Raw genomic sequence first — 19,476 nt, forward strand, 5'->3', positions numbered from 1 at the left:
AGCTCCTTCTTCAGTGCAGCCGGTTCCGGCCGCGCCGGCGGCGCGGCCGGACTTCACAGGGGTCAGCGCCGAAGGACGCTGACGGTGTGGGCGCCGCCGGGTAGGTCGAAGCGGGCGTAACCGTTGCTGATCGCGGGCCGAGTGCCACGGCCGTCGACCAGCACGATGTCGTTCCGGTCGGCCGGAACGGCCACGGTTCCGCTCGTGGATCCGGGGGCGCTCAACCGCAACGTGAACTTGTCGCGGGCCGAGGTCCAACGAGCGTCGATGTCGCCGTACGCCGTAGGGACGACGCCCTGTGCCCAGGACAGCCGCCCGGGGCGGGGCTGCACGCTCCAGGTCCGATATCCGGGCCAGTCCGGGCTGATGCCGAGGACCTGCTGGGTCAGCTGGACGGTCGGCGCGGCGGCCCAGCCGTGGGCCAGGCTGGCGGTGGTCCGGTTGACGCCGCCCTCGCTGTTCTTGAACTCCCACAGCCCGCCGGTGTAGAGCGGGTGCTTCTTGTCGACCATCGGCCCCCAGGTGCGGCGCATCAGCGCGAACGCCCCGGCGGTGTCGTCGACGGCGAAGCGGCCCGCGGTCTCCATGCCGTTGCCGAACGGCTCGATGGTGTGCCCGGTCGGGTCCTGCAGGCCGGGTCCGAGGATCGCGCCGTACGGTGTCCACAGGGTCTTGAGCGCTCGCAGCACGCTCGCCTGCCGGGCGGCGGGGACGAAGCCGTACTGCAGGGCCAGGGCGTTGGCGTCCTCGACGAGCACGTCCGGGTGGTCGGTGCTCTGCCCGTAGGCGCCGAGCGCCGGGTTCCACAGTCGCGCGTTGACCGCGGTCTTGATGGCCTCGGCTTTGGCGTCGTGTTCGGCGGCCAGCGCGGCGGAGCCGACGGTGCGCTCGAGCCAGGCGAACTCCCGCAGCAGGATGTAGTAGTCGATGCTGTACTTGGTGACCGCGCCGGTCTGGGTGGCCTGCCAGTAATCGCGGTCGTCGGAGACGACCAGGTTACCGGCGGTCAGGAACGAGTCGTTGTACGCCAGCTCGCGGCGCAGGTTCGGCAGCCGGGAGACGATGTAGTCGCGGTCGCCGGTGTAGCGGTAGTAGTCGATGGCGGCGCGGGCCCCGTATCCGGAGTAGTTGTTCGAGTAGAACAACGGAAACCCCTGCGGCGAGCGGCCTTTGGCGAAATCGGGTGAGCCCGGCAGGGCCCCGTCGGCGCGCTGGGTGGCGAACAACGCTTCGAGCGACGACTTGAGGTACCGGGCGCCGACGTCACCGAGGGTGTTGATGATGGTCGGTCCCTGCACGAGCAGGTCGCCGGTCCAGATGCTGCGGTCGCGCTTGGCTCCGTCATAGATGCGCTCGTCGGGCAGCCCGTTGAGCCCGGCCGGCTTCATGTTGAGTTGCACCGTGTACGCCCCCGCGTACCACATCCGGTTGAGCTGGTCGTCGCTCGACAGGAACCAGCCGCGGTAGTCGCGCGGGGTGGCCCGGTAGGCCTGGAAGTCGACGCCGGCCCCGGACAGGCTGATGGTGCCCGGACCGGTCAGCGTCAGCAGGACGAACCGGAACCCGCCGTGAAAGCCGCCGGAGACCCGGCCGGGCGCGGTGACCGTCAGGGTGTCCGGTCCGCCGACGCCGGCCAGGCCGGGCGCCTCGTCGGAGGCCGGGGCTCCGGGCGAGCTGGTGACGGCGGCACCGGCCGGGACGTCGGCGCTGAGCGGCCGGTCCAGGTCGACGGTGACCGCCGCCGGGTCGAACCCGGCGATGACGCGGACCTGCCCGCCGATCGTGATCGCGTTGCCGACCTCCAGGTTGGCCACCGAGGCCAGCGTGACCTGGCGGGCGCCCGTGGCGGCGGCCACGGCGGTCGTGGTGGCGGCCGGCCGCCGCAGGAATTGGCGCGCCTCCCCGGTGACCAGTTGCAGGGTCACGCTGCCGCTGACCTTGCTGACGTCCAGGTACGGGGTGCCGGCCACGTCCTGACCGAAGTCGAGCACGACCGACGCCGGGGTCCGGCCGGCCGTCGTGGTCAGCGTGGCCGCCTGACCGTGGACACGGACCGTCCCGCGGCCCTCGACCCGGACGGGCTGGACAAGGCGGGATTCGGGTCCGAGGACATAGGACTGCCACGGCCGGACGTGGGCCGCTGCGGCGGGGTCGGCGGGTATGGCCGCGATGCCGGTGACGAGCACCAGCGCGAGAGCGAGCGTTCGGTGTCGCACGAAGGTTCCTTCCGATGTGGTCCGACCCAGCCCTTGAATCGTTTCACTGAGCCCGGACAGAGGTCCACCACGATCTCCAGGTCGTGGGTAACGTTTTCCGGATTGTTTCGCAGACTTTACGAGCAGTCGCCGAGCGGGTCAAGACATTGGCCGGCCCACATGCCGACCGCCATGGATAACGTTTCTTGTCGGGAGCTGATCAACGGAGGCGATGCCCATGACCATCGCTGTGGCGGATCGACGACCCGCACGGGCCGAGGCGACCACTTCGGCCATCCGCGTACCGGGCTGGGCCATCGGTGGCGCCACCCTGCGGCTGCGCGACAACGGCCGGCCACTCCCCGCACCCTGCTCCTCGTCTATCCCCTGCCGCACGCCGCGCTGCCACCGCCGGAGTCGACGTCCTCATGATCCGTGAAGACGGCGCCCGCCACGGCCACCTCGACCAACCGGTGGCCGGCGCACCGACGGCGCCGCCATGCACGCAGTGCGCGTTCCCGGGTAAATACACGGGGCCACTCCCTGAACGCGGATGGGAGGTCGGTCACTTCCCCTTCATTGGCGAGGTGACCCGGGCCTCCCCTCTCCATTCAATGACTGAAGCGACCTGCGCCACATGCGAAAACGGTGCAGTAAGTTGACGGACGGCAATTCTGGATTCGGGGACAAGGTTGATTCAGAAAGCAATACGGATTCATCCGTACGCTGATTCGATTCTGTTTCTCGGAGGTTACTCATGTCCATGCCGAAAATCAGCAACCGGTGGCGGGCGCTGGCCCTGACCGGTGCCGTCGCGACGTCCGTGCTGGCCATCGCGCCGACCGTGGCCTCGGCCGGCCCGGCCGTGGAGGCCGCGCCCGTGACCGCGTCGAAGCACCAGGTGAAGCCGACCGTCGTGTTGGTACACGGCGCGTGGGCCGACGCATCCGGCTGGAACGGGGTCACCGCCAAGCTTCAGGCCAAGGGCTACACCGTCATCGCCCCGGCGGTCCCGCTGCGCGGCCTCGACTTCGACAGCGACTACCTCAAGTCGTTCCTGTCCACCATCAGCGGCCCGATCGTGCTGGTCGGCCACTCGTACGGCGGCGCCGTCATCACCGACGCCGCCACCGGCAACAAGAACGTGAAGTCGCTGGTCTACATCTCCGCGTACGCCCCGGACCAGGGCGAGACGATCGCCCAGGCCGGCGCCCTGGCCGGCGGCGACAACTCGGTCCTGGTGTCGCACCTGGTCAAGCGGCCCTACCCGGGCGGCGGCTCGGACGTGGACACCACGATCGACCCGAAGTGGTTCCCGAAGCTGTTCGCGGCCGACGCCCCGCTCAGCGAGACCAAGCTGATGGCCACCCAGCAGCGGCCGCTGTCCACCGCCGCGTTCACCGGCAAGACCGGCGTTCCGGCCTGGAAGAGCATCCCCGCGTACTACATGGTCGCCCTCGACGACCAGACCATCCCGCCGGTCGCCGAGAAGGCCATGGCCGCCCGGGCCGCCACGGGCCGCACCGTGATGATCCACAGTGCGCACGCCGCGATGGTCGGGCACCCGCAGGCGGTCACCGACCTCATCCTGCGGGCCGCCCGCTCCTGACGAGCATCGAGCCGAAACCCATGCGGGCGGCCTCTCCCCCGATCGGGTGAGGGGCCGCCCGCGCCAGTGCGGCGAGCATCAGTCGCTTGACGGACGGCAGCTCCTCGCCGAGCTCCAAGAATGTTCTTGTCCGTCCGCTGCGCCCGCCGGAAAGGTCTCCCCATGTCGACCCCGCCCACCGTCGTTCTGGTCCACGGCGCGTTCGCCGACGCGTCGAGCTTCGGCAAGCTGATCCGCGAACTGCAGGCCGACGACATCAAGGTTCTCGCCCCGGCGGTGCCGAACCGGTCGCTGCTCGGCGACGCCGACTACATCGCGTCCGTGCTGGCGTCGATCGACGGGCCGGTCGTCCTGGTCGGGCACTCGTACGGCGGCGCGGTGATCACCGTGGCGGGCGCCGCGGACAACGTCAAGGCCCTGGTATACCTGTCCGGCTACGCGCTGCAGGAGGGTGAAAGCCTCGGCGAGATGCAGGGCCGGTTCCCGGACTCGGACCTCGCCCGGGCGCTGGTCTACACCCCGTTCCCGGGCGGCACCGATGTGTCGGTGGACATCGAGCGGTTCCCGGCCGTCCTCGCCCACGACATCGACCCCGAGACGGGCCGGGTGCTGGCGGTGTCGCAGCGACCGCTGGCCGGCGCGGCGTTCGAGGAGAAGGCGCCGGTGGCCGCCTGGAAGACCAAGCCGGCCTGGGGCCTGGTCTCCAGTTCGGACCGCGCCATCAACCCGGACGTGGAGCGGTTCGGTTACAAGCGGGCCGGCGCCAGGACGGTCGAGGTCGACTCGTCGCACCTGGTGATGCTCTCGCATCCCGAGCGGGCGGCCGATGTGATCCGTGAGGCGATCATCGCGGTCGGGCGGTAGCGGACCGCATCGCGATCACCGTTTCCAGCTGGTACCGGCCGCTGATGCCGGTCTTCTGGTAGACGCGGGACAGATGGGTGGCGACGGTTCGCGCCGAGATGAGGAGCTGATCAGCGATGGCCTTGTTGGCCAGTCCCTGCGCGGCCAACTCGGCCACCTGCCATTCCTGAGTCGTCAGGGTCATGCCCCGGCGGCCGCCGGCGAGCGGAGCGCCGACGGAGACCTCACGGCGGGCCACACCGGCGAGACCCAGCGCACCGATACGGTCGAAGATGTCAGCGGCGTAAGTGAGCGTGCAGCGAGCGTCGCGCGTGCTGCGGTGCCGGCGCAGCCAGATGCCGTAGTGCAGATGGGCGAAGGCGTGCTCGTACAGCCACTCGGGCCCGGCCGGATCCTCGGTTGCCCGCCGGAAATGCGCCTCGGCTGATACGTCGTCGCTCAGCAGAGCCTCACTGAGATGCAGCAGGACGCTCATCCGGGCGCTCGGCTCGGCGCCGGCGCCGAGGCGGACCTGGTCGACGATCGTACGGGCCTCGGCGAGCCGGTCGCAGCGCACGGCGGCGAGCACGAGCTCCGCGACGGACCGGGCCGACAGGTGCGGGTGCAGCGGCCGTCCGCCGAGGTCGAACATCGAGCGCAGGTAGCGGTAGCCCTCCTCGTGATCGCCGTTGTCCAGGGCTGCGAGGGCGCAGGCGCGCAGCAGCCGGACATGGGCAGCCCGGTTGCCGGTCACATCGAGGTGCTTCCACGTCTGCCGGGCGAGGCTCACGGCGAGGTCGTTCTCGCCCCGTAGGGCGTGCAGCTGGGCGCGCAGGGAGGCCAGGCTCATCTCCATCGCGGGCGTGCCACCGGGTGACCCTGGGCCGGCGTACCGAGCGGCCTGATCCCAGTCGCCGGTGTCGGTCAGGGCGTTGACCAGCGCGGGCAGCGTGCCGAGGCCGGAGGTGAGGCCGCGGCCGGTCAGATCGTTGCCGAGCGCGGCGTGCAACAGGCCGGCGGCGAGCCGGCAGCGGTCCTCGAACCAGGCGATCATGCCGGACACGGCTGCCTGGTGACGGTCTGCCGGGTCCGGCACGACCGCGGGCGGCGGCGCGCTGAGGGTGTCGCACAGCTGCCGGCCGGGATGCGTGGCGGGCTCGAGGATTTCGCGGACGAGAACGGCGACCGCGCTGTGTGGTAGCGCTTCCACAGTGGGCAGCACGGTGGCCAGTTGCGCCCGATGGTCGTCGTCGCAGCTGAGCCAGGCGATGGCGACGGCGATCATGGTCAGCTGGGTCACGGTCAGCGGGCTGGCGGTGGCGCCGGCACGCAGGGCTGCGACGACGATCCCGTACGCCTCGTGGTTTCGGCCGGCCTCGAGCATGGCCGTGGCGGCGGGGCGGGCGGTCCGCGCCAGGACGTCCGGATCGTCGGTCGAGGTTCGCACCCGGGCGTGCAGCTCAGTCACCCAGGCGGTGTCCCGCAGGTCGCGGGCGTCGGCGACGGCTTGTGCGAGTCGGCGGACGGCGTCCCGCGGAGCCGGGGAGCGTTCGGCCGCGTCCTGCATGGCCGCCGTCGCCTCGAACAGCTCTCCGCGACCGCGGAAGACCTTCGCGGCCGCCTCCAGCCGCGCCGCCACGGCTTCACCGGATCCGGGGCCGGCGACGGCGAGGTGCACGGCCTGGCGTTCCGGATGGGCGGTCAGGGCCGCCGCCAGGTCAGCGTGCGCTCGGCGCCGTACGTGAATCGGAGCGTCCCGGTATGCGGCCTCGGCCGCCAGTGGATGGGTGAAAGCGATGCCGTCGGAGGTGCGGATCACCAGGTCCGCGCGCTCGGCGGCCGCCCAGACATCGGTGTCGATGACATCGGCGGCCGCGGCCAGCAGCGCCGGATCGGCCGGCTGTGCGGTCGCGGCCGCGTAATGCAGCAGGGTGCGGGTGGCGGCGGGCAGACGCTCGATGGCGGCGCCGTATTCGTGCAGCAGCGGACCGGTGGGGTCAGCGAGCTCGACGAGCGCGGCGGGGTTCCCCCGGGACCGATGCAGGATGGCGGCCCGGGATCGTGCCGACACGGCCCGGTGCCTGCGGTCGAGGAGCTCGGCAGCGTCGGCGTCGTTCAGCGCGGGCAGCGGCAAGGTCGGGTAGGCGGAGAGTACGGCGCTCGACGGAAGCCGGGTAGCGGCCAAGACCGCGACAGGTGCCGTGGAGGCCACCCGGGTGAGGAGGGCGAGGAGCCGGTCGTCGAGGCGGTGGGCGTCGTCTGCGACCAGGAGAAGGGGCGTGGTCGCGGCGACCGAGGCCACTGTCGCTCTTACGACCGAAAGAACCTCGTCGGGACCCGGTGCCGCGGCCGGCGATCCGAGCCCGAGTACGGCCAGCGCGGGTTCGCCGATCGACGGCGGTAGCCCGTCGAGGTGGCGGTGCAGCTGCAGCAGGAGCCGGCGGGCGACGGACAGCAGCGCTCCGGCGTCGCCGATCACCTCGACGACGTGGTGCCGGTTCGCGCGGTGGGCGAAACGGACAGCGGCGGCCAGTAACGCCGACTTCCCGGTCCCCCGGCCGCCGGTCACGACCATCACCCGAGGCTCGCCCGGGGCTGACTCCAGCCAGCGGGACAGGTGGTCGATCTCGGCCGCCCGGCCGATGAGCGTGGTGTCATCCATGGTGCTGCCTCACGAGAAGGTGGCGCCGATCAGGGCGCGCAGCTGGTGGCGGCTCCCGACACCCAGCTGCGCGTAGATGCGGTAGAGGTGTGACCCCACCGTGCGCGGCGACAGGAACAGCCGCTCGGCGATCTGCGGATTGCTCAATCCGCCCGCGGCCAGGCGGGCGATCATCTGACGTTGCGCGGTCAAGCCGGCGAAGGCGGTGGTCTCCGGGTCGAGCTCGCCGGCCGCTCGCAGACCCGCCGGCACGCTGTGGTGTGCCTGTTCGGCGTGGGCCCGCGCGCCGAGGCGCAGGAACACGTCCCGGGCCGCCCGTAGATGAGGCCGGGCCTCGCGGACGCGGCGTCGGCTGCGCAGCCACAGACCCAGGTTGAGCTGCGCCTCCGCATACTCCAGGGGCCACACCAAGGCTCGCTCGGGGTCCTCGATGGCCTGCCGGAACCGGGCTTCGGCCGCGTCCGTCTCGTCGAGCAGACCGGCGGCGTGCGCCAGCAGCATGACCATGCGCGACGTCGGTGCTGGGCCGGCGGCTTCCCGGCAGCGTTGCAGAACGCGGCAGCCGGCGCCGATCCGGCCGGTCCGGGCGGCGGTGAGCGCGAGCTGCGGCAGCGAGCGGGGACCGAGGAAGTAGTGGCGCGGGTCTCCGTTGTCGTCGAACATGCTGCGGAAGTGCAGGTAGGCGGTTTCGTGGTCGCTCACGGCCAGGGCGGCCAGGCCGGCCGCTCGCTGCTGGATGCTGTCGGTCATACCCGTGCCGCACACAGGCGCCCGGCCGTCGGCGTGCGGTGCTGGACCGTCCTGGCGTAAAGCTCTCAGGGTGGCTCGGAACGCGGGCACGACGCTTTGCAGAAGCGGAATGCGCGACACCAGGCCGGCGCGCTCGACGTGGCTCAGCAGACGGTCCGCCGTCGACCACTGCCCGCTGTCGATCATCGCCAGAATGGTGGAGGGAAAAGGGGCCAGACCCGATCCCGGCGCACCGAGGCGTGAGCTCATGTCCCAGGCGGCACCGAGTTCGGTAGCCGCCCGGGCCGAGTCGTCGGCCAGGAAGGCGACGGTGCCCGCAATGATCATCTGAATGAGCTCGCCCGGCCCGGCCCCGGGCGGCTGGTGAATGACCGCCGGATCGGTGGCGGCCGGGTCGCTGACGGCCAGGACCGAGGCGCGGGCGACGTCCGTCTGAGAATCGGAAATCATGCTCTCGCCGATGGGCCCTCGGCCGCCGTGGTCGACCGTCGCCAGGAGCTCGGGCAGGCGCTCACGGTGACCGGCGGCGCCCGTGAGCAGCGCCGCGGCGGCGGCGATGACGACAGCCGTCAACCCGATCTGGCCGTCGGCCGGCCGGCGCTGGGCGGCCCGCGCGGTCACCTCGAAAGCGCGCACCGGCTGCGCCAGGTGGATCAGAGCGAAACCGGCGCCGCAGGCCGCCACGCCGCCGATGTCGGGATCGCAGGTCATGGCCGTGGCCTTCTCGTGCAGTTCGAGCGTCCACTCCGGGTAACCGCTGCGGTGTGCGGTGAAGACGGCCCGGGCGTAACGGCGTGCCGCGGTCTCGTCGCTGCCGCTGCGTTCGGCGGCGGCCTGCAGCATCCGGGTGGCGGCGAGGTAGTCGGTGCGCGCCACGGCGGTGCCGGCGACCTCCTCCAGGTGGGCGGCCACCCGTTCGTCGCGTCCGGGCGTGCATTGCACGAGGTGCTCGACCCGGCGGTACGGATCGGTGGCGGCGTCCGCCAGGTTGCGGTGCGCCCGGTCGACGTCGCCGGTCGCGCAGGCCGCACGCAGCAAAGGATGGCGGAAGCGCACCAGGCTGTTGCGTACGGTGATCAGCCCCATTCGTTCGGCCGGGGCCCAGGCGGTCAGATCGTCACTTCCGGTGGCCGCTCGGGTCATGGTGGTGATCGGCTCGGCGTCATCAGCGACGGCTGCGTGCAGCAGCAACCATCGCGTCGCCTCCGGCAGCTCCTGCACTTGCTGCGTGAACTCCACGGGCAGACGTGCGCGGTGATCGCCGAGCACGGCTATCGCGAGGGGGTTGCCGGCGGCTCGCCGCAGAACGTCGTGGCGCCGGCGGGTGTCCCGCGGCGCCCGCATGCCCGCCAGCAGCCGCGCCGCGGCGTCATCGGACAGCCGCCCGATGTCGTAGCGGGCGACGCCCAGACCGAGCCGGGCGGCCAGCGTGACATCGCGCGCACCGGCCAGCAGAACGACTCGCGCCGCCGCGGCGCTGCGCACCGAAGCGGTGAGAACCCGAAGCGACTCGGCGTCCGCCCGGTCCGCGTCGTCGACCACCACCAGAAGGGGACCGTCGCGGGTCAGCGACTCCAGCGCGAACACCAGCGCCGTCACGATCAGAGACTCGTCGGCCGCTCCGGCGCTCGACAAGGCCCGGCCCAGCGGCGGCGGCAGCGAGGTGAGCTCGATGCCGCCCTGCTCCAGCAAGCCGTCCACCAGCGCGAAGGGACCGCTGCGGGCCGGGCCGGCTCGAAGGATCCGGTAACCACGGTCACGGGCATGGCCGGCGGCGGTCTCGAGCAGCGCCGTCTTACCGATGCCCGCCTCGCCACACAGCACCGACACCGTCGGCCGGTGTGCCGCGGCGTCGACAAGCGCACGGACATCAGCCGATTCCCGCTCGCGCCCGATGATCGGGTGGCCCATTCGATTCCCTCCCCCAATGGTTGAGGGTTGAACGAAACCACGAGCCAGTGCGCGATCAGTGCATGCGACGTGTACGCGACGGTCAGCGGCCCTCGAGCTCGGCCAGCACCGCGTCCGCCTTCTCCTGGTAGCGGTCGAACTCCGCCTGCCCGACGTACTCGACGTACGCGTCGGCCGACGTTCCGACGAGCTGCTGATACGCGGCGACGGCACTCCGGGCGCCGACGGGATCACCGCATCGCAGACGAGCCTCGGCGAGTAGGGCGAGCAGGGGCAGATGTATGAGCGTGTCCTGCGGCAGCGTGTGCTGCAGGGCGACCTCGGCCATCTCGACAGCGGTGCCGTAGTCGCCGAGCTGCGAGGTCAGGTCGGCCAGCCGCGCGGCGAGCATGCCCTGATCCTCGCGGGTGCCCACGGTCAGGCTGAGCTGGAAGGCTTCCCGGGACGGGGCCTCGGCCGCCACGATGTCGCCCGCCTCGTCGAGGCGCTGTGCCAGGGCTACCAGCGCGAACATCAGCACGATGGGCTCCCCGCAGCTTCGGCCCAGTTCGACCGCGCGGTACGCGTGACGCAGTCGCGACCCGTCGTCGTGCAGCGACGGGATCTCGCTGAGGCTGCGGTGCAGCTGGGCCTGCCCCGCCAGATCGCCGGCACGCTCGGCGATGGACAGGGCTTCTTCGAGGAAGCGGTATGCCCGCCCCGGATCCGTCCCCCGGACGGCAATGGACGCCTCCCGGAGCAGCGTGGCGTGCAGGCCCGGCTCGGCCCCGGCGCCGGCGGCGTCCAGCACCCGCAGTGTCTGGTCGCGCGAGGCCGACAGCGGCTCGAGGATCTGCCCTCGGATCGGCCGCAGGTCGACGATCATCAGGGCCGCTTCGCGCCACCAGCCTCGTGCGTGGGCGAGGTCGATGGCGCCGGCCAGCGCGGCCCGTTCCCGCACGTACCATTCGGCAGCCTCGGCGAAGGAGGTGAACGTCGCCGGAACGACCCCGGCCGGCGGTGGGCCGAGCGTGGCGGCCGGTGGCCGGCGGGTGGTCAGGTAGGCGTTGTGCGCGCTGTGCGTGTAGTGGTCGACCAGGCGCCGCTCGGCCCGCATGCGCTCGTCGCCGGTGAGCAGCTCGCCGGCGTACGCGTGCAGCAGATCATGGACGGTGTACCGGCCTGCGCCCAGCTCGGTCAGCATGTTGGTGACCGTGAGCTCGGCGAGCGTACGGCGGGTGCCGGCCTCGTCCAGCCCGGCGACGCTGGCGGCCGAGTCAGCGGCGAAGTCGGCGCCGCTGTGCACGGCGAGATGCCGGAACATGCGGGCCGCCGGAGCTGTCAGCGTGGCGTAGGACCAGGACAGCGCGGACCGCAGATCGTCGGCCGGCTCGCCGGTGGCCAGCGCGTCGAGGCGGCGGCGGTCCAGCTCCGCTGCCACATCGGCCAGCTTCGCCGCGGCGTTGACGGCCAGGCGGGCCGCCGCTACCGACAGCGCGAGCGGCAGACCGGCACACAGGCGGATGATCTCGTCCGTGGCCGCGGGCTCGTCCGCGAGACGGGACGGGCCCAGCCGCCGGTTGAGCAGCTGACGCGATGCCGCGGCGCCGAGCCGGCCGACCGGAACCGGCCGGGCCGCCTCGCGCGCCACCAGGCCGGTCAACTGGTTGCGACTGGTCACGATGACCCGGCAGCCGGCCGAGCCGGGCAGCAGGGGGCGGACCTGCTCGGAGTCACGCGCGTTGTCGAGCAGCACGATCATTTTCCGGTCGGCCACGGCCGAACGGAACCGCGCCGAACGGGCGTCGAGGCTGTCGCCGACCGAGGCCGGGTCGACACCGACCGATTCCAGCAGCGTGGTCAGCGCTTCCAGTGGCGGTGTCGGCCGTCCGGCCGGGTCGAAACCGCGCAGGTTGAGGTAGAGCTGCCCATCCGGGTAGTCCGGCGCCAGCCGGTGTGCCCAGTCGATGGCCAGGGAGGTCTTGCCCGTGCCGCCCATGCCGATCAGCGCCACGATCGGGCTGTCCCCGTCGTCGAGAGCCCGGCTCAGGTCCTCGCGTGCGGTGAAACCGGGCAGGCGTGGCGGGAGCTGGGCCGGACGGTGCGGGTCGGCGCTCGCCGGATCGGCCAGCGCCGCCAAGTGCGCGGCCCGCAGCTCCGGGCCCGGGTCGACGCCCAGCTCCTCGGCGAGCCGCCGGCGCACCTGCTCGAACAGCACGAGAGCCTCGGCCCGGCGGCCGACCACCGTGAGCAGGCGGATCAAACGCGCCTGCAGCGGCTCGTGCAGCGGGTTCCCCGCGGCGTACTGCTCCAACAGGGGGAGATAATCCCGGGCCCGCGGGTTGCCGATCGCCAGGTCGGCCGCATCCACCGCCATCTGGGCCCGGGCCGCGCGCACCGCCACGAAGGCAGGACGCTCGAGCAGGTCCTCCGGCAGGCCCGCGAACGGCGGGTCGACCGCGAGCCGCAACAGCCGCTCGAACCGGCGCTGGTCATCGCCGCCGGAGGCGGTCAGCTCGAAAAAGGTCATCAGGTCGCAGGCACGGCTGTCCATGATCAGGCGGTAGCCGTCGCCCACCGGCAGAACCCACCGGCCCGCCGCCCGGATGGGCAGCTCCGGCTCGAAGAGGCGCCGGATCTGCCCGATCAGCCGGTGCAGCTGGTTCGGCGCGCTGGGCGACGGCTCCTCGCCCCAGACCGTGTCGATCAGCTCGGCCAGCCCGACCGCCGAGCCGCGGGCGGCCAGCAATGTCGCCAGCACCATGCGCCGACGCACCGAACCGAGGTCGACCTCGTCGCCGTCGCGCCAGACCCGCAGGCCGCCGAAGACCACGACGCGCACGGCCGGATCACCCACGACGATCCCCGAGTGATCTCATCGCCGCACCGTCATGGCCCAACCTTGCCTCGCCGGAACCGCCAGGCAGCACGTACGACTGGCGGACATGCATCACACCATGGCGCGAGATGCCGGTTCGTCACCTTTCGCCGAGAGGTACGCGATCGGCGTCACAGCCCACCCGGCGGTTCGTAAGTAAGTCGACCGACGGCAGCGTCTCACGCCCCACTGACGATGGACACGTCAACTCCTCGAAAGGAAACACCATGTCTTCCATCGTTCTGGTCCACGGCGCTTTCGCTGACTCGGCCTCGTGGGCGCCGGTCACCCGCGAACTGCTCGACCGCGGGCATCAGGTGTTCGTCCCGCCGGTCTACAACCGCAGCCTGGCCGAGGACGCCGCCTCGGTGAAGGCGTTCGTCGAGGCCATCGACGGCCCGGTCGTGTTGGCCGGCCACTCCTACGGTGGTGCGGTCATCACCGTTGCCGGTGTCGCCGCCAACGTCGCCGCGCTGGTCTACGTCTCCGGTTACGCCCTCGAGGAGGGCGAGAGCCTCGGCCAGCTGCAGGGCGGGTTCCCCGACTCCGAGCTCACCGCGAACCTCGTCTACACCCCGTACCCGGTCGCCGGCGGACAGCCCGGCACCGACGTCTCGGTGAAGATCGACGCGTTCCCGCGGGTGTTCGCCGCCGGCGTCGACCCGAAGGTCGCCGAGGTCCTCGCGGTCTCCCAGCGCCCGCTGTCCGCGGCGGCGTTCTCCGAGCCGGCCTCGGTCGCCGCCTGGAAGACCAAGCCGGCGTGGGGCATCGTCTCGTCCGCCGACCACACCATCAACCCCGACGTCGAGCGCTTCGGCTACAAGCGGGCCGGCCTGCGCGAGGTCGTCGAGATCGACGCCCCGCACCTGGTCATGCACCACAACCCGGCGCAGGTCGCCGACCTCATCGAGACCGCCGCCCGCGCCACCGCCTGACCTTCCAGGAGCTCGTCATGACCGCGAATCCGAAGAACTACGCGCTCGAACCCGGCCGCTCTGGCCTTCGCCCAGGCGACCGACACCCCGCCCTTCCTGGCCGAGCTCGGCCCCGAACAGGGCCACAAGGTCGTCGACTCGGTGCAGCGGGCCACCAGCGACGACCTCACCAGCCTGCCCCGGCCCTGATCATCACCGGCGAATGCGACGTCCTGCGCGACGAGGGCGAGGCATACGCGGCCAAGCTACGCGCCGCCGGGGTAACCGTCACCGCCGTCCGCTACGGCGGCATCATCCACGACTTCGTGATGGTCAACAGCATGCACGACACCCCCCAGGCCAAGGCCGCCGTGGCCCAGGCCGTGGCCCACCTCTGCCCGGTGCTCGCGGCATAGGCTGCATGGGAAGGGCCTGAGCCGCGGAGAGGCGGGTCAGGCCCTTCGCGCTGGCCACCTTGCCGACACCATGACGGTCCCGAGTACGTCGTCGAGCTGCTGTCAGACGTGCCGGACGTCCCGCTCGGCACGGTCGCATGCGCGACGGGCGCGATCGAGCGCGGCGGTCGCCGCGGGCAGCTCGGCCTGAGCAGCCCGACGGCGACCATCCGGATCACCGGGGGCTGAGGGACGCCTCCGCGAACTCCGTGTTGTGGATGTCGGCTGGGATCGGGCCACAGGGCTCCTCGGGTCACGGTGCGGTGGGGCGACCGCCGAAGTGCGGCGCGGATCAGGCATCGAGATATCTGAGCACCGCCAAGACCCGCCGGTTGTCGTCATCGGACGGTGGCATGCCCAGCTTGCTGAAGATGTTGTTGATGTACTTGCTGACCACCTTCTCGGTGATGAACAGCTGGGCCGCGATGGCCGCGTTGGACCGGCCCTCGGCGATGTGCTTCAGGACCTCGCGCTCGCGCCGGGTCAGGCCGGCCAGCGGTTCCCGGCGCGCCAGGAGCTGGGTGACGACCTCCGGGTCGAGGGCGGTTCCCCCGGCGGCGACCTGCTCGACGGCCCGGATGAACTCCTCGACGTCGGAGACGCGCTCCTTGAGCAGGTAACCGATCCCCCGGCCGCTGTCGGAGAGCAGCTCACGGGCGTACAGCGGCTCGACGTGCTGGGAGAGCACCAGCACCGGGAGCCCGGGAACGGCGGCGCGGGCGGCGATGGCCGCTTTCAGCCCTTCGTCGGTGTGCGTGGGTGGAAGCCGTACGTCGATGACGGCCACGTCCGGTCGATGGCGCAGCAGGGCGGGAAGCAGATCCGGTCCGTTGTCGACCGCCTCCACCACCTCGAACTCGAAGGCCTTGAACAGGCGGATGAGCCCGTCCCGGAGCAGCGTCAGATCTTCGGCGATGACAACGCGCACGGCACCTCCAAGGTCATGACGGTCGGGCCGGCCGGCGGCGACGAGATCATCATCGTGCCGTCGAACGCTTCCAGCCGGCGTTCGATGCCGTCCAGGCCGGTGCCGCGGGTGGCGTCGGCTCCGCCGATCCCGTCGTCGCCGACCTCGACGACCAGCCGGTCCTCGGCGTGCCGAAGGCACACCCAGGCCGAGCCGGCCCGGCTGTGCCGGCTGAGATTGGCCAGCGCCTCGGCCACCGCGAAGTAGACCGCCGACTCGATCGGCGTCTCCAGCCGGCCCGGCAGGTGCGAGGTCACCTCGACCGGTATCGGCAGATGCAGCGCGAGGGCCTGCACGGCCCCCTCCAGCCCGCGCTCGGCGAGCACCGGCGGGTGGATGCCCCGGACGAGATGACGCAGATCGACCAGCGCGGCCGTACTGGACGCGCGCGCCTCGGCCAGGAGCTCGAGCGCCGCGGCCGGGTCTCGCCGGACCAGGCGTTCGGCGAGCCCGATCGTCATGCCCACCGAGACCATCCGCGCCTGGGCGCCGTCATGCAGATCCCGCTCGATGCGGCGCAGCTCGGCGGCCTGCGCATCGATGGCGCCGGCCCTGGTCGTGGTCAGGTGCGTGACCCGCAGGCGCAACTCGGCGGCCGAGGTCGGCCCGAGCAAGAGCCGGGCGAACAGGAGGTCGGTCCGGCGCAGCAGCGGGGCCACAGCCAGCCCGGCGGCGGCGAGGACCAGGCCCTGCGGGAGCGCGAGCCAAGCTTCACCAAGGTTCGCGGTCGGCCAGAACAGGCCGTAGCCGAACCACACCCCGCTCAGGAACAGCCACAAGGGCAGCAGGACAACCCCGGCCAGGCCGTACGCCGGTACCAGCACCGTGATGACGCCGAGCGTCACCCCGACCACCGCCCCCGGGAGCAACCAGGCCATGTCACGCCAGGTGGCCGGGTCGGTGATGATCCACCGCAGCCATCGGCGGGTACCGAGCTCGGCCCGGTCCGGTGGCGGCCGGTACGGGCGGGTGATCGGCACACCCGCGAGCGCGCCGAGGCGCCGTTCCAGGCCGGCCCGCCACCGCACGACCACGGTGGTCACGTGGAGCAGGTCGGTTCCGAGCACCGGCACCGGGCTGAGCACCAGGCCGCACACCCACAGGGCGAACACGGGCACGTTGAGCAACCCGAGACCGATCGCGAAGACGCCGTGCCCGGTCGCGCGAAGGCCACTCAGCAGACGGTCCGCGAAGTCCATGACACCATCATCGCGCGCGCCGCAGGGGTGCCAGCACCCCCACGGCGCTGGGGTCTGCCACTCCTGATCTTCCGAGCCGCCGCCACCACACTGGGACAATGACGGCAACCACGCTCCGGCGCCCCTCGACGACCGGCAGCGACTTCGCGGAGCTCAACCGCCGGGTCAACGCGCTCGGCCTGATGCGGCGCCGGCCCGCCTACTACGCCTTGCGGCTCACGCTCGTCGGCCTGCTGGCCGCCGGCGGATGGACCGCCTTCTTCCTCGTCGGCTCCTCCTGGTGGACCCTCGCCGTCGCGGCGGTGCTGGCCGTGGCCTTCGCCCAGCTGGCGCTGGTCGCCCACGATCTGGCCCACCGGCAGGTGTTCCGCACCAAGGGCCCCAGCGCGATCGCCGGCCGCATCGCCGGCAACCTCGGCGTCGGCATGAGCTACGGCTGGTGGATGGACAAACACACCCGTCACCACAACAACCCGAACCACGACGACCTCGACCCGGACGTGGCGCCCGAGGTCCTCATCTGGGCCACGAAATCAGCCGTGGGCCGCCGCGGACTGGCCGCCTTCGTCACCCGCCATCAGGCCGGCCTGTTCTTCCCGCTGCTGACACTGCTCGGCCTCGACCTGAAGATCTCCAGCATCAAGGCTCTACGGGCCGGCGCGGTCAAGCGGCCGGGCTTGGAGGTCGGGCTGCTCCTGGTCCACGCCGCCGCCTACTTCACGGCGTTGGTCCTCGTCCTGTCGCCGCTGCAGGCGCTGGCGTTCCTGCTGGTGCACCAGGCTTTGTTCGGTGTCTATCTGGGCATGACCTTCGCGCCCAACCACAAGGGGATGCCGCATCCCACCGGTGACGAGGACTACTTGCGCAAGCAGGTGCTGACGTCCCGAAACGTGCGCGGCGGCTGGTTCGTCGACGTCGCCCTGGGCGGCCTCAACTACCAGATCGAACACCACCTGTTCCCGGCCATGCCCAGCGCCAACCTGCGCAAAGTGCAGCCGATCGTCCAGCGGTACTGCGCCGAGATCGGGGTGCCCTACGAGCAGACCGGCCTGATCGAGTCGTATCGGCAGGCCCTGCGGCACCTGCACGAGGTCGGAGCACCACTGCGAGCCGCCCGCTGACACAGTCACGTCACGGCGGCCCACACCACCTTGCCGTCCGGTGCCGGCACCGCGCCCCAGGCGGCAGCCGTCGCGTGCACCAATTGCAGGCCCCGTCCCCGTTCGGCGAGCGGGGCCGACCGGCCGGCGACCGTCAGGTCGTTCGCAACCGGGAACTCGCTGACGCAGTCGTGGACCACCACATAAAGTCGCGCGTCGTGGCACCACGTGGTGACGACGAAGTCGGTGCGGGCGTGTTCCACCGCGTTGGCGGCCAGCTCGGAGGCGATCAGCGACATGTCCGGCAGCAACTTGGACCGGTTCCAGTCGTGGCAGGCCCGCGTGACCAGCGAGCGTGCGTCCTTGACCGAGGAGGGCCGGGGCGTCAGCCAGACCTGCCGGCTGTCGGCCCGGGCCCTCCGCGCGGCGGCGGCGCGGGCCTCGGGCACGGTGGCGTGGACGCGGGGTTGCGGTCCTTGCCGGAACCGGAGACGCCGGCCCAGCGCGGTGGCTTCGGCGATGCTGAACAGCACCGGCACCGGCACGGGCTCGAACCGGGCCGCCCGCCACCAGGACAGCCAGAACGACAGGCTCGCACCGTCGGGATCGGTCAGATCGTGCAGTCCGACGATGATGGTGGTCACCGGACCCGCCAGGCACATGCGCAGCGCGGCGGCGACCTGGTCGGCCAGATCGGGCGTCCATCGGCCGTGCACCGCCATCTCGACCATCGTCATGCCGGCGTCACAGGCCACGGCCACGCCTGGGCGGCGGCCTTCGGCGGCCGGGGTGAGCAGATAGGGCGGCTCGATCGGCGGCTTCTGTTCTCCGCCCTGCGTGACTGTCACCGTGCGGCAGCGACTCGGACGGCGGGGCCACCCGGCCGTTTCGGGAACGACGTTCTCGGAGAAGGGTCGAGGATCACCACAGCTACTCCCTGGCTTCACAGTCGCACTTGGTGCGCCACCGGGGACTGGGGCAGCCGGCCGGGAAAGACCTCCCGGCACACCAACGCTAGCGCAGGTGTCCGGCGTCCGACCCTCCCCGAAAGTGTAGAGGCCGCCCGTGTTTCCGACAGATCCGCGCCGGCGACCGCGCTCACTCCAGCGTGGCCCACACGACCTTGCCACCCCGGGTCGGCATGGCTCCCCAGGCGGCGGCGATCCGGTCCACCATCACCAAGCCACGGCCGCCCGGCGACGCTGCCGGCCCGGGCGGATCCGGCCGGCGCAGACGCGGGAACTGCGGGGCGCCGTCCTGAACCGCCACGTGTAACCGGCGGGCCTGGCGGGACACCGTGACGACGAAGTCCGTGCGAGCGTGCTCGACCGCGTTGGTGGCCAACTCGGACATTGTCAGCGCGGTGTCCTGCACCAGATGGTGCAGGTTCCACGCGTTGCAGGCCTGCCGCGCCAGGTCCCGGGCGGCGCGTATGCAATGCGGTCGCGACGCCAGCCGGGCCTGGAGCCGGTCGGCTTGCGACACCTGCGCGGCGACGGCCGGACGGGCCTGCGCCGGGACGGCGAACAGTTGCGGTCCCTCGGCGGCACGCAGCCGCCGGCCCAGCGCGCTCGCGCCGGGCACGCAGAGCACGAGGTCGACCGGCGAGGTGTCGAATCGGGCCCGGCGCCACGCCGCCATCCAGAACGGCATGCTCAATCCCAGCGGATCCTCGAGATCATGCAGGTCGATGATGGCGGTGACTGATGGGCCGGCCAGACAGAGCCGCAGGCAGGTCGCGATCTGGTCGCCGAAGCGCGTAGACCATTCGCCGTGCACGGCCATCTCGACCACCGCGGTGGTGGCATCGCCGGTGACGGCCACCGCCACCCCACGACGATCGGTCAGGGTGGTGAGCAGATAGGGCTTCGTCAACGGAGCGGCGCGGGCGCCGTCTCCCGTGATGACCGAAGCCAACCGGCCACGATCGACTTTCACGGAATCCGGCGGAACCGGATGGTTGTCTTCAGGCACGGCTGCTCCCGACACGCTGTCAGCATGGGTGCACTGCCGA

At 71.7% G+C, this 19,476-nt stretch carries 13 protein-coding genes; 5 read left to right on the plus strand and 8 right to left on the minus strand.

Annotation, left to right across the window (positions count from 1 at the left end; genetic code table 11):
- Positions 1-62: 62 nt before the first annotated feature.
- Positions 63-2,216 (minus strand): alpha-L-rhamnosidase C-terminal domain-containing protein, encoded by a 2,154-nt coding sequence (locus tag AB0C26_RS44220; RefSeq protein ID WP_360260743.1) that lies wholly within the window; start codon positions 2,214-2,216, stop codon positions 63-65.
- A gap of 736 nt (positions 2,217-2,952) precedes the next feature.
- On the opposite strand from AB0C26_RS44220, the gene AB0C26_RS44225 reads away from it, so the two are divergent.
- Both AB0C26_RS44225 and AB0C26_RS44230 read left to right on the plus strand, forming a co-directional pair.
- Positions 2,953-3,804 (plus strand): alpha/beta hydrolase, encoded by an 852-nt coding sequence (locus AB0C26_RS44225; protein WP_360260746.1) that lies wholly within the window; start codon positions 2,953-2,955, stop codon positions 3,802-3,804.
- Between the two features lie 162 nt (positions 3,805-3,966).
- Positions 3,967-4,668, plus strand: a complete 702-nt coding sequence (locus AB0C26_RS44230; protein WP_360260749.1) for an alpha/beta hydrolase — start codon at positions 3,967-3,969, stop codon at positions 4,666-4,668.
- On the opposite strand, the gene AB0C26_RS44235 is transcribed toward AB0C26_RS44230, so the two are convergent.
- The 3 genes from AB0C26_RS44235 to AB0C26_RS44245 form a co-directional block, all read right to left on the minus strand.
- Positions 4,649-7,309 carry a LuxR C-terminal-related transcriptional regulator gene (locus AB0C26_RS44235; protein WP_360260752.1) on the minus strand — a complete coding sequence of 887 codons (2,661 nt, stop codon included), beginning with the start codon at positions 7,307-7,309 and terminating at the stop codon, positions 4,649-4,651. The genes AB0C26_RS44230 and AB0C26_RS44235 overlap by 20 nt on opposite strands.
- Positions 7,310-7,318: 9 nt before the next feature.
- Positions 7,319-9,970 carry an AAA family ATPase gene (locus tag AB0C26_RS44240; protein WP_360260755.1) on the minus strand — a complete coding sequence of 884 codons (2,652 nt, stop codon included), beginning with the start codon at positions 9,968-9,970 and terminating at the stop codon, positions 7,319-7,321.
- Between the two features lie 82 nt (positions 9,971-10,052).
- On the minus strand, positions 10,053-12,806 hold the full coding sequence (locus AB0C26_RS44245; protein ID WP_360260758.1) for a BTAD domain-containing putative transcriptional regulator: 2,754 nt from the start codon (positions 12,804-12,806) through the stop codon (positions 10,053-10,055).
- Between the two features lie 248 nt (positions 12,807-13,054).
- Between AB0C26_RS44245 and AB0C26_RS44250 the strand changes: the two genes are divergently transcribed.
- Positions 13,055-13,762, plus strand: coding sequence for an alpha/beta hydrolase (locus tag AB0C26_RS44250; RefSeq protein ID WP_360260761.1), 708 nt, complete (start codon positions 13,055-13,057; stop codon positions 13,760-13,762).
- Between the two features lie 17 nt (positions 13,763-13,779).
- Positions 13,780-14,157, plus strand: coding sequence for an alpha/beta hydrolase (locus AB0C26_RS44255; protein WP_360260764.1), 378 nt, complete (start codon positions 13,780-13,782; stop codon positions 14,155-14,157).
- 331 nt (positions 14,158-14,488) lie between these two features.
- Here AB0C26_RS44255 and AB0C26_RS44260 read toward each other — a convergent pair whose 3' ends face one another.
- Together AB0C26_RS44260 and AB0C26_RS44265 are read right to left on the minus strand one after the other, a co-directional pair.
- Positions 14,489-15,124 carry a response regulator transcription factor gene (locus tag AB0C26_RS44260; RefSeq protein WP_360260767.1) on the minus strand — a complete coding sequence of 212 codons (636 nt, stop codon included), beginning with the start codon at positions 15,122-15,124 and terminating at the stop codon, positions 14,489-14,491.
- Entirely contained in the window at positions 15,097-16,362 is a 1,266-nt protein-coding gene (locus AB0C26_RS44265; protein WP_360260770.1) for a sensor domain-containing protein, read from the minus strand. The genes AB0C26_RS44260 and AB0C26_RS44265 overlap by 28 nt, the downstream gene beginning before the upstream one ends.
- Before the next feature lie 98 nt (positions 16,363-16,460).
- Here AB0C26_RS44265 and AB0C26_RS44270 point away from each other — a divergent pair, with 98 nt between their 5' ends.
- On the plus strand, positions 16,461-17,483 hold the full coding sequence (locus tag AB0C26_RS44270; RefSeq protein ID WP_360260773.1) for an acyl-CoA desaturase: 1,023 nt from the start codon (positions 16,461-16,463) through the stop codon (positions 17,481-17,483).
- A 5-nt stretch (positions 17,484-17,488) separates the two neighbouring features.
- On the opposite strand, the gene AB0C26_RS44275 is transcribed toward AB0C26_RS44270, so the two are convergent.
- On the minus strand, positions 17,489-18,310 hold the full coding sequence (locus tag AB0C26_RS44275) for an ATP-binding protein (protein WP_360260776.1): 822 nt from the start codon (positions 18,308-18,310) through the stop codon (positions 17,489-17,491).
- Between the two features lie 250 nt (positions 18,311-18,560).
- Entirely contained in the window at positions 18,561-19,379 is an 819-nt protein-coding gene (locus tag AB0C26_RS44280; protein ID WP_360260779.1) for an ATP-binding protein, read from the minus strand.
- Positions 19,380-19,476 lie beyond the last annotated feature (97 nt).

Source organism: Actinoplanes sp. NPDC048796 (genome assembly GCF_040650035.1).
Classification (GTDB): domain Bacteria; phylum Actinomycetota; class Actinomycetes; order Mycobacteriales; family Micromonosporaceae; genus Actinoplanes.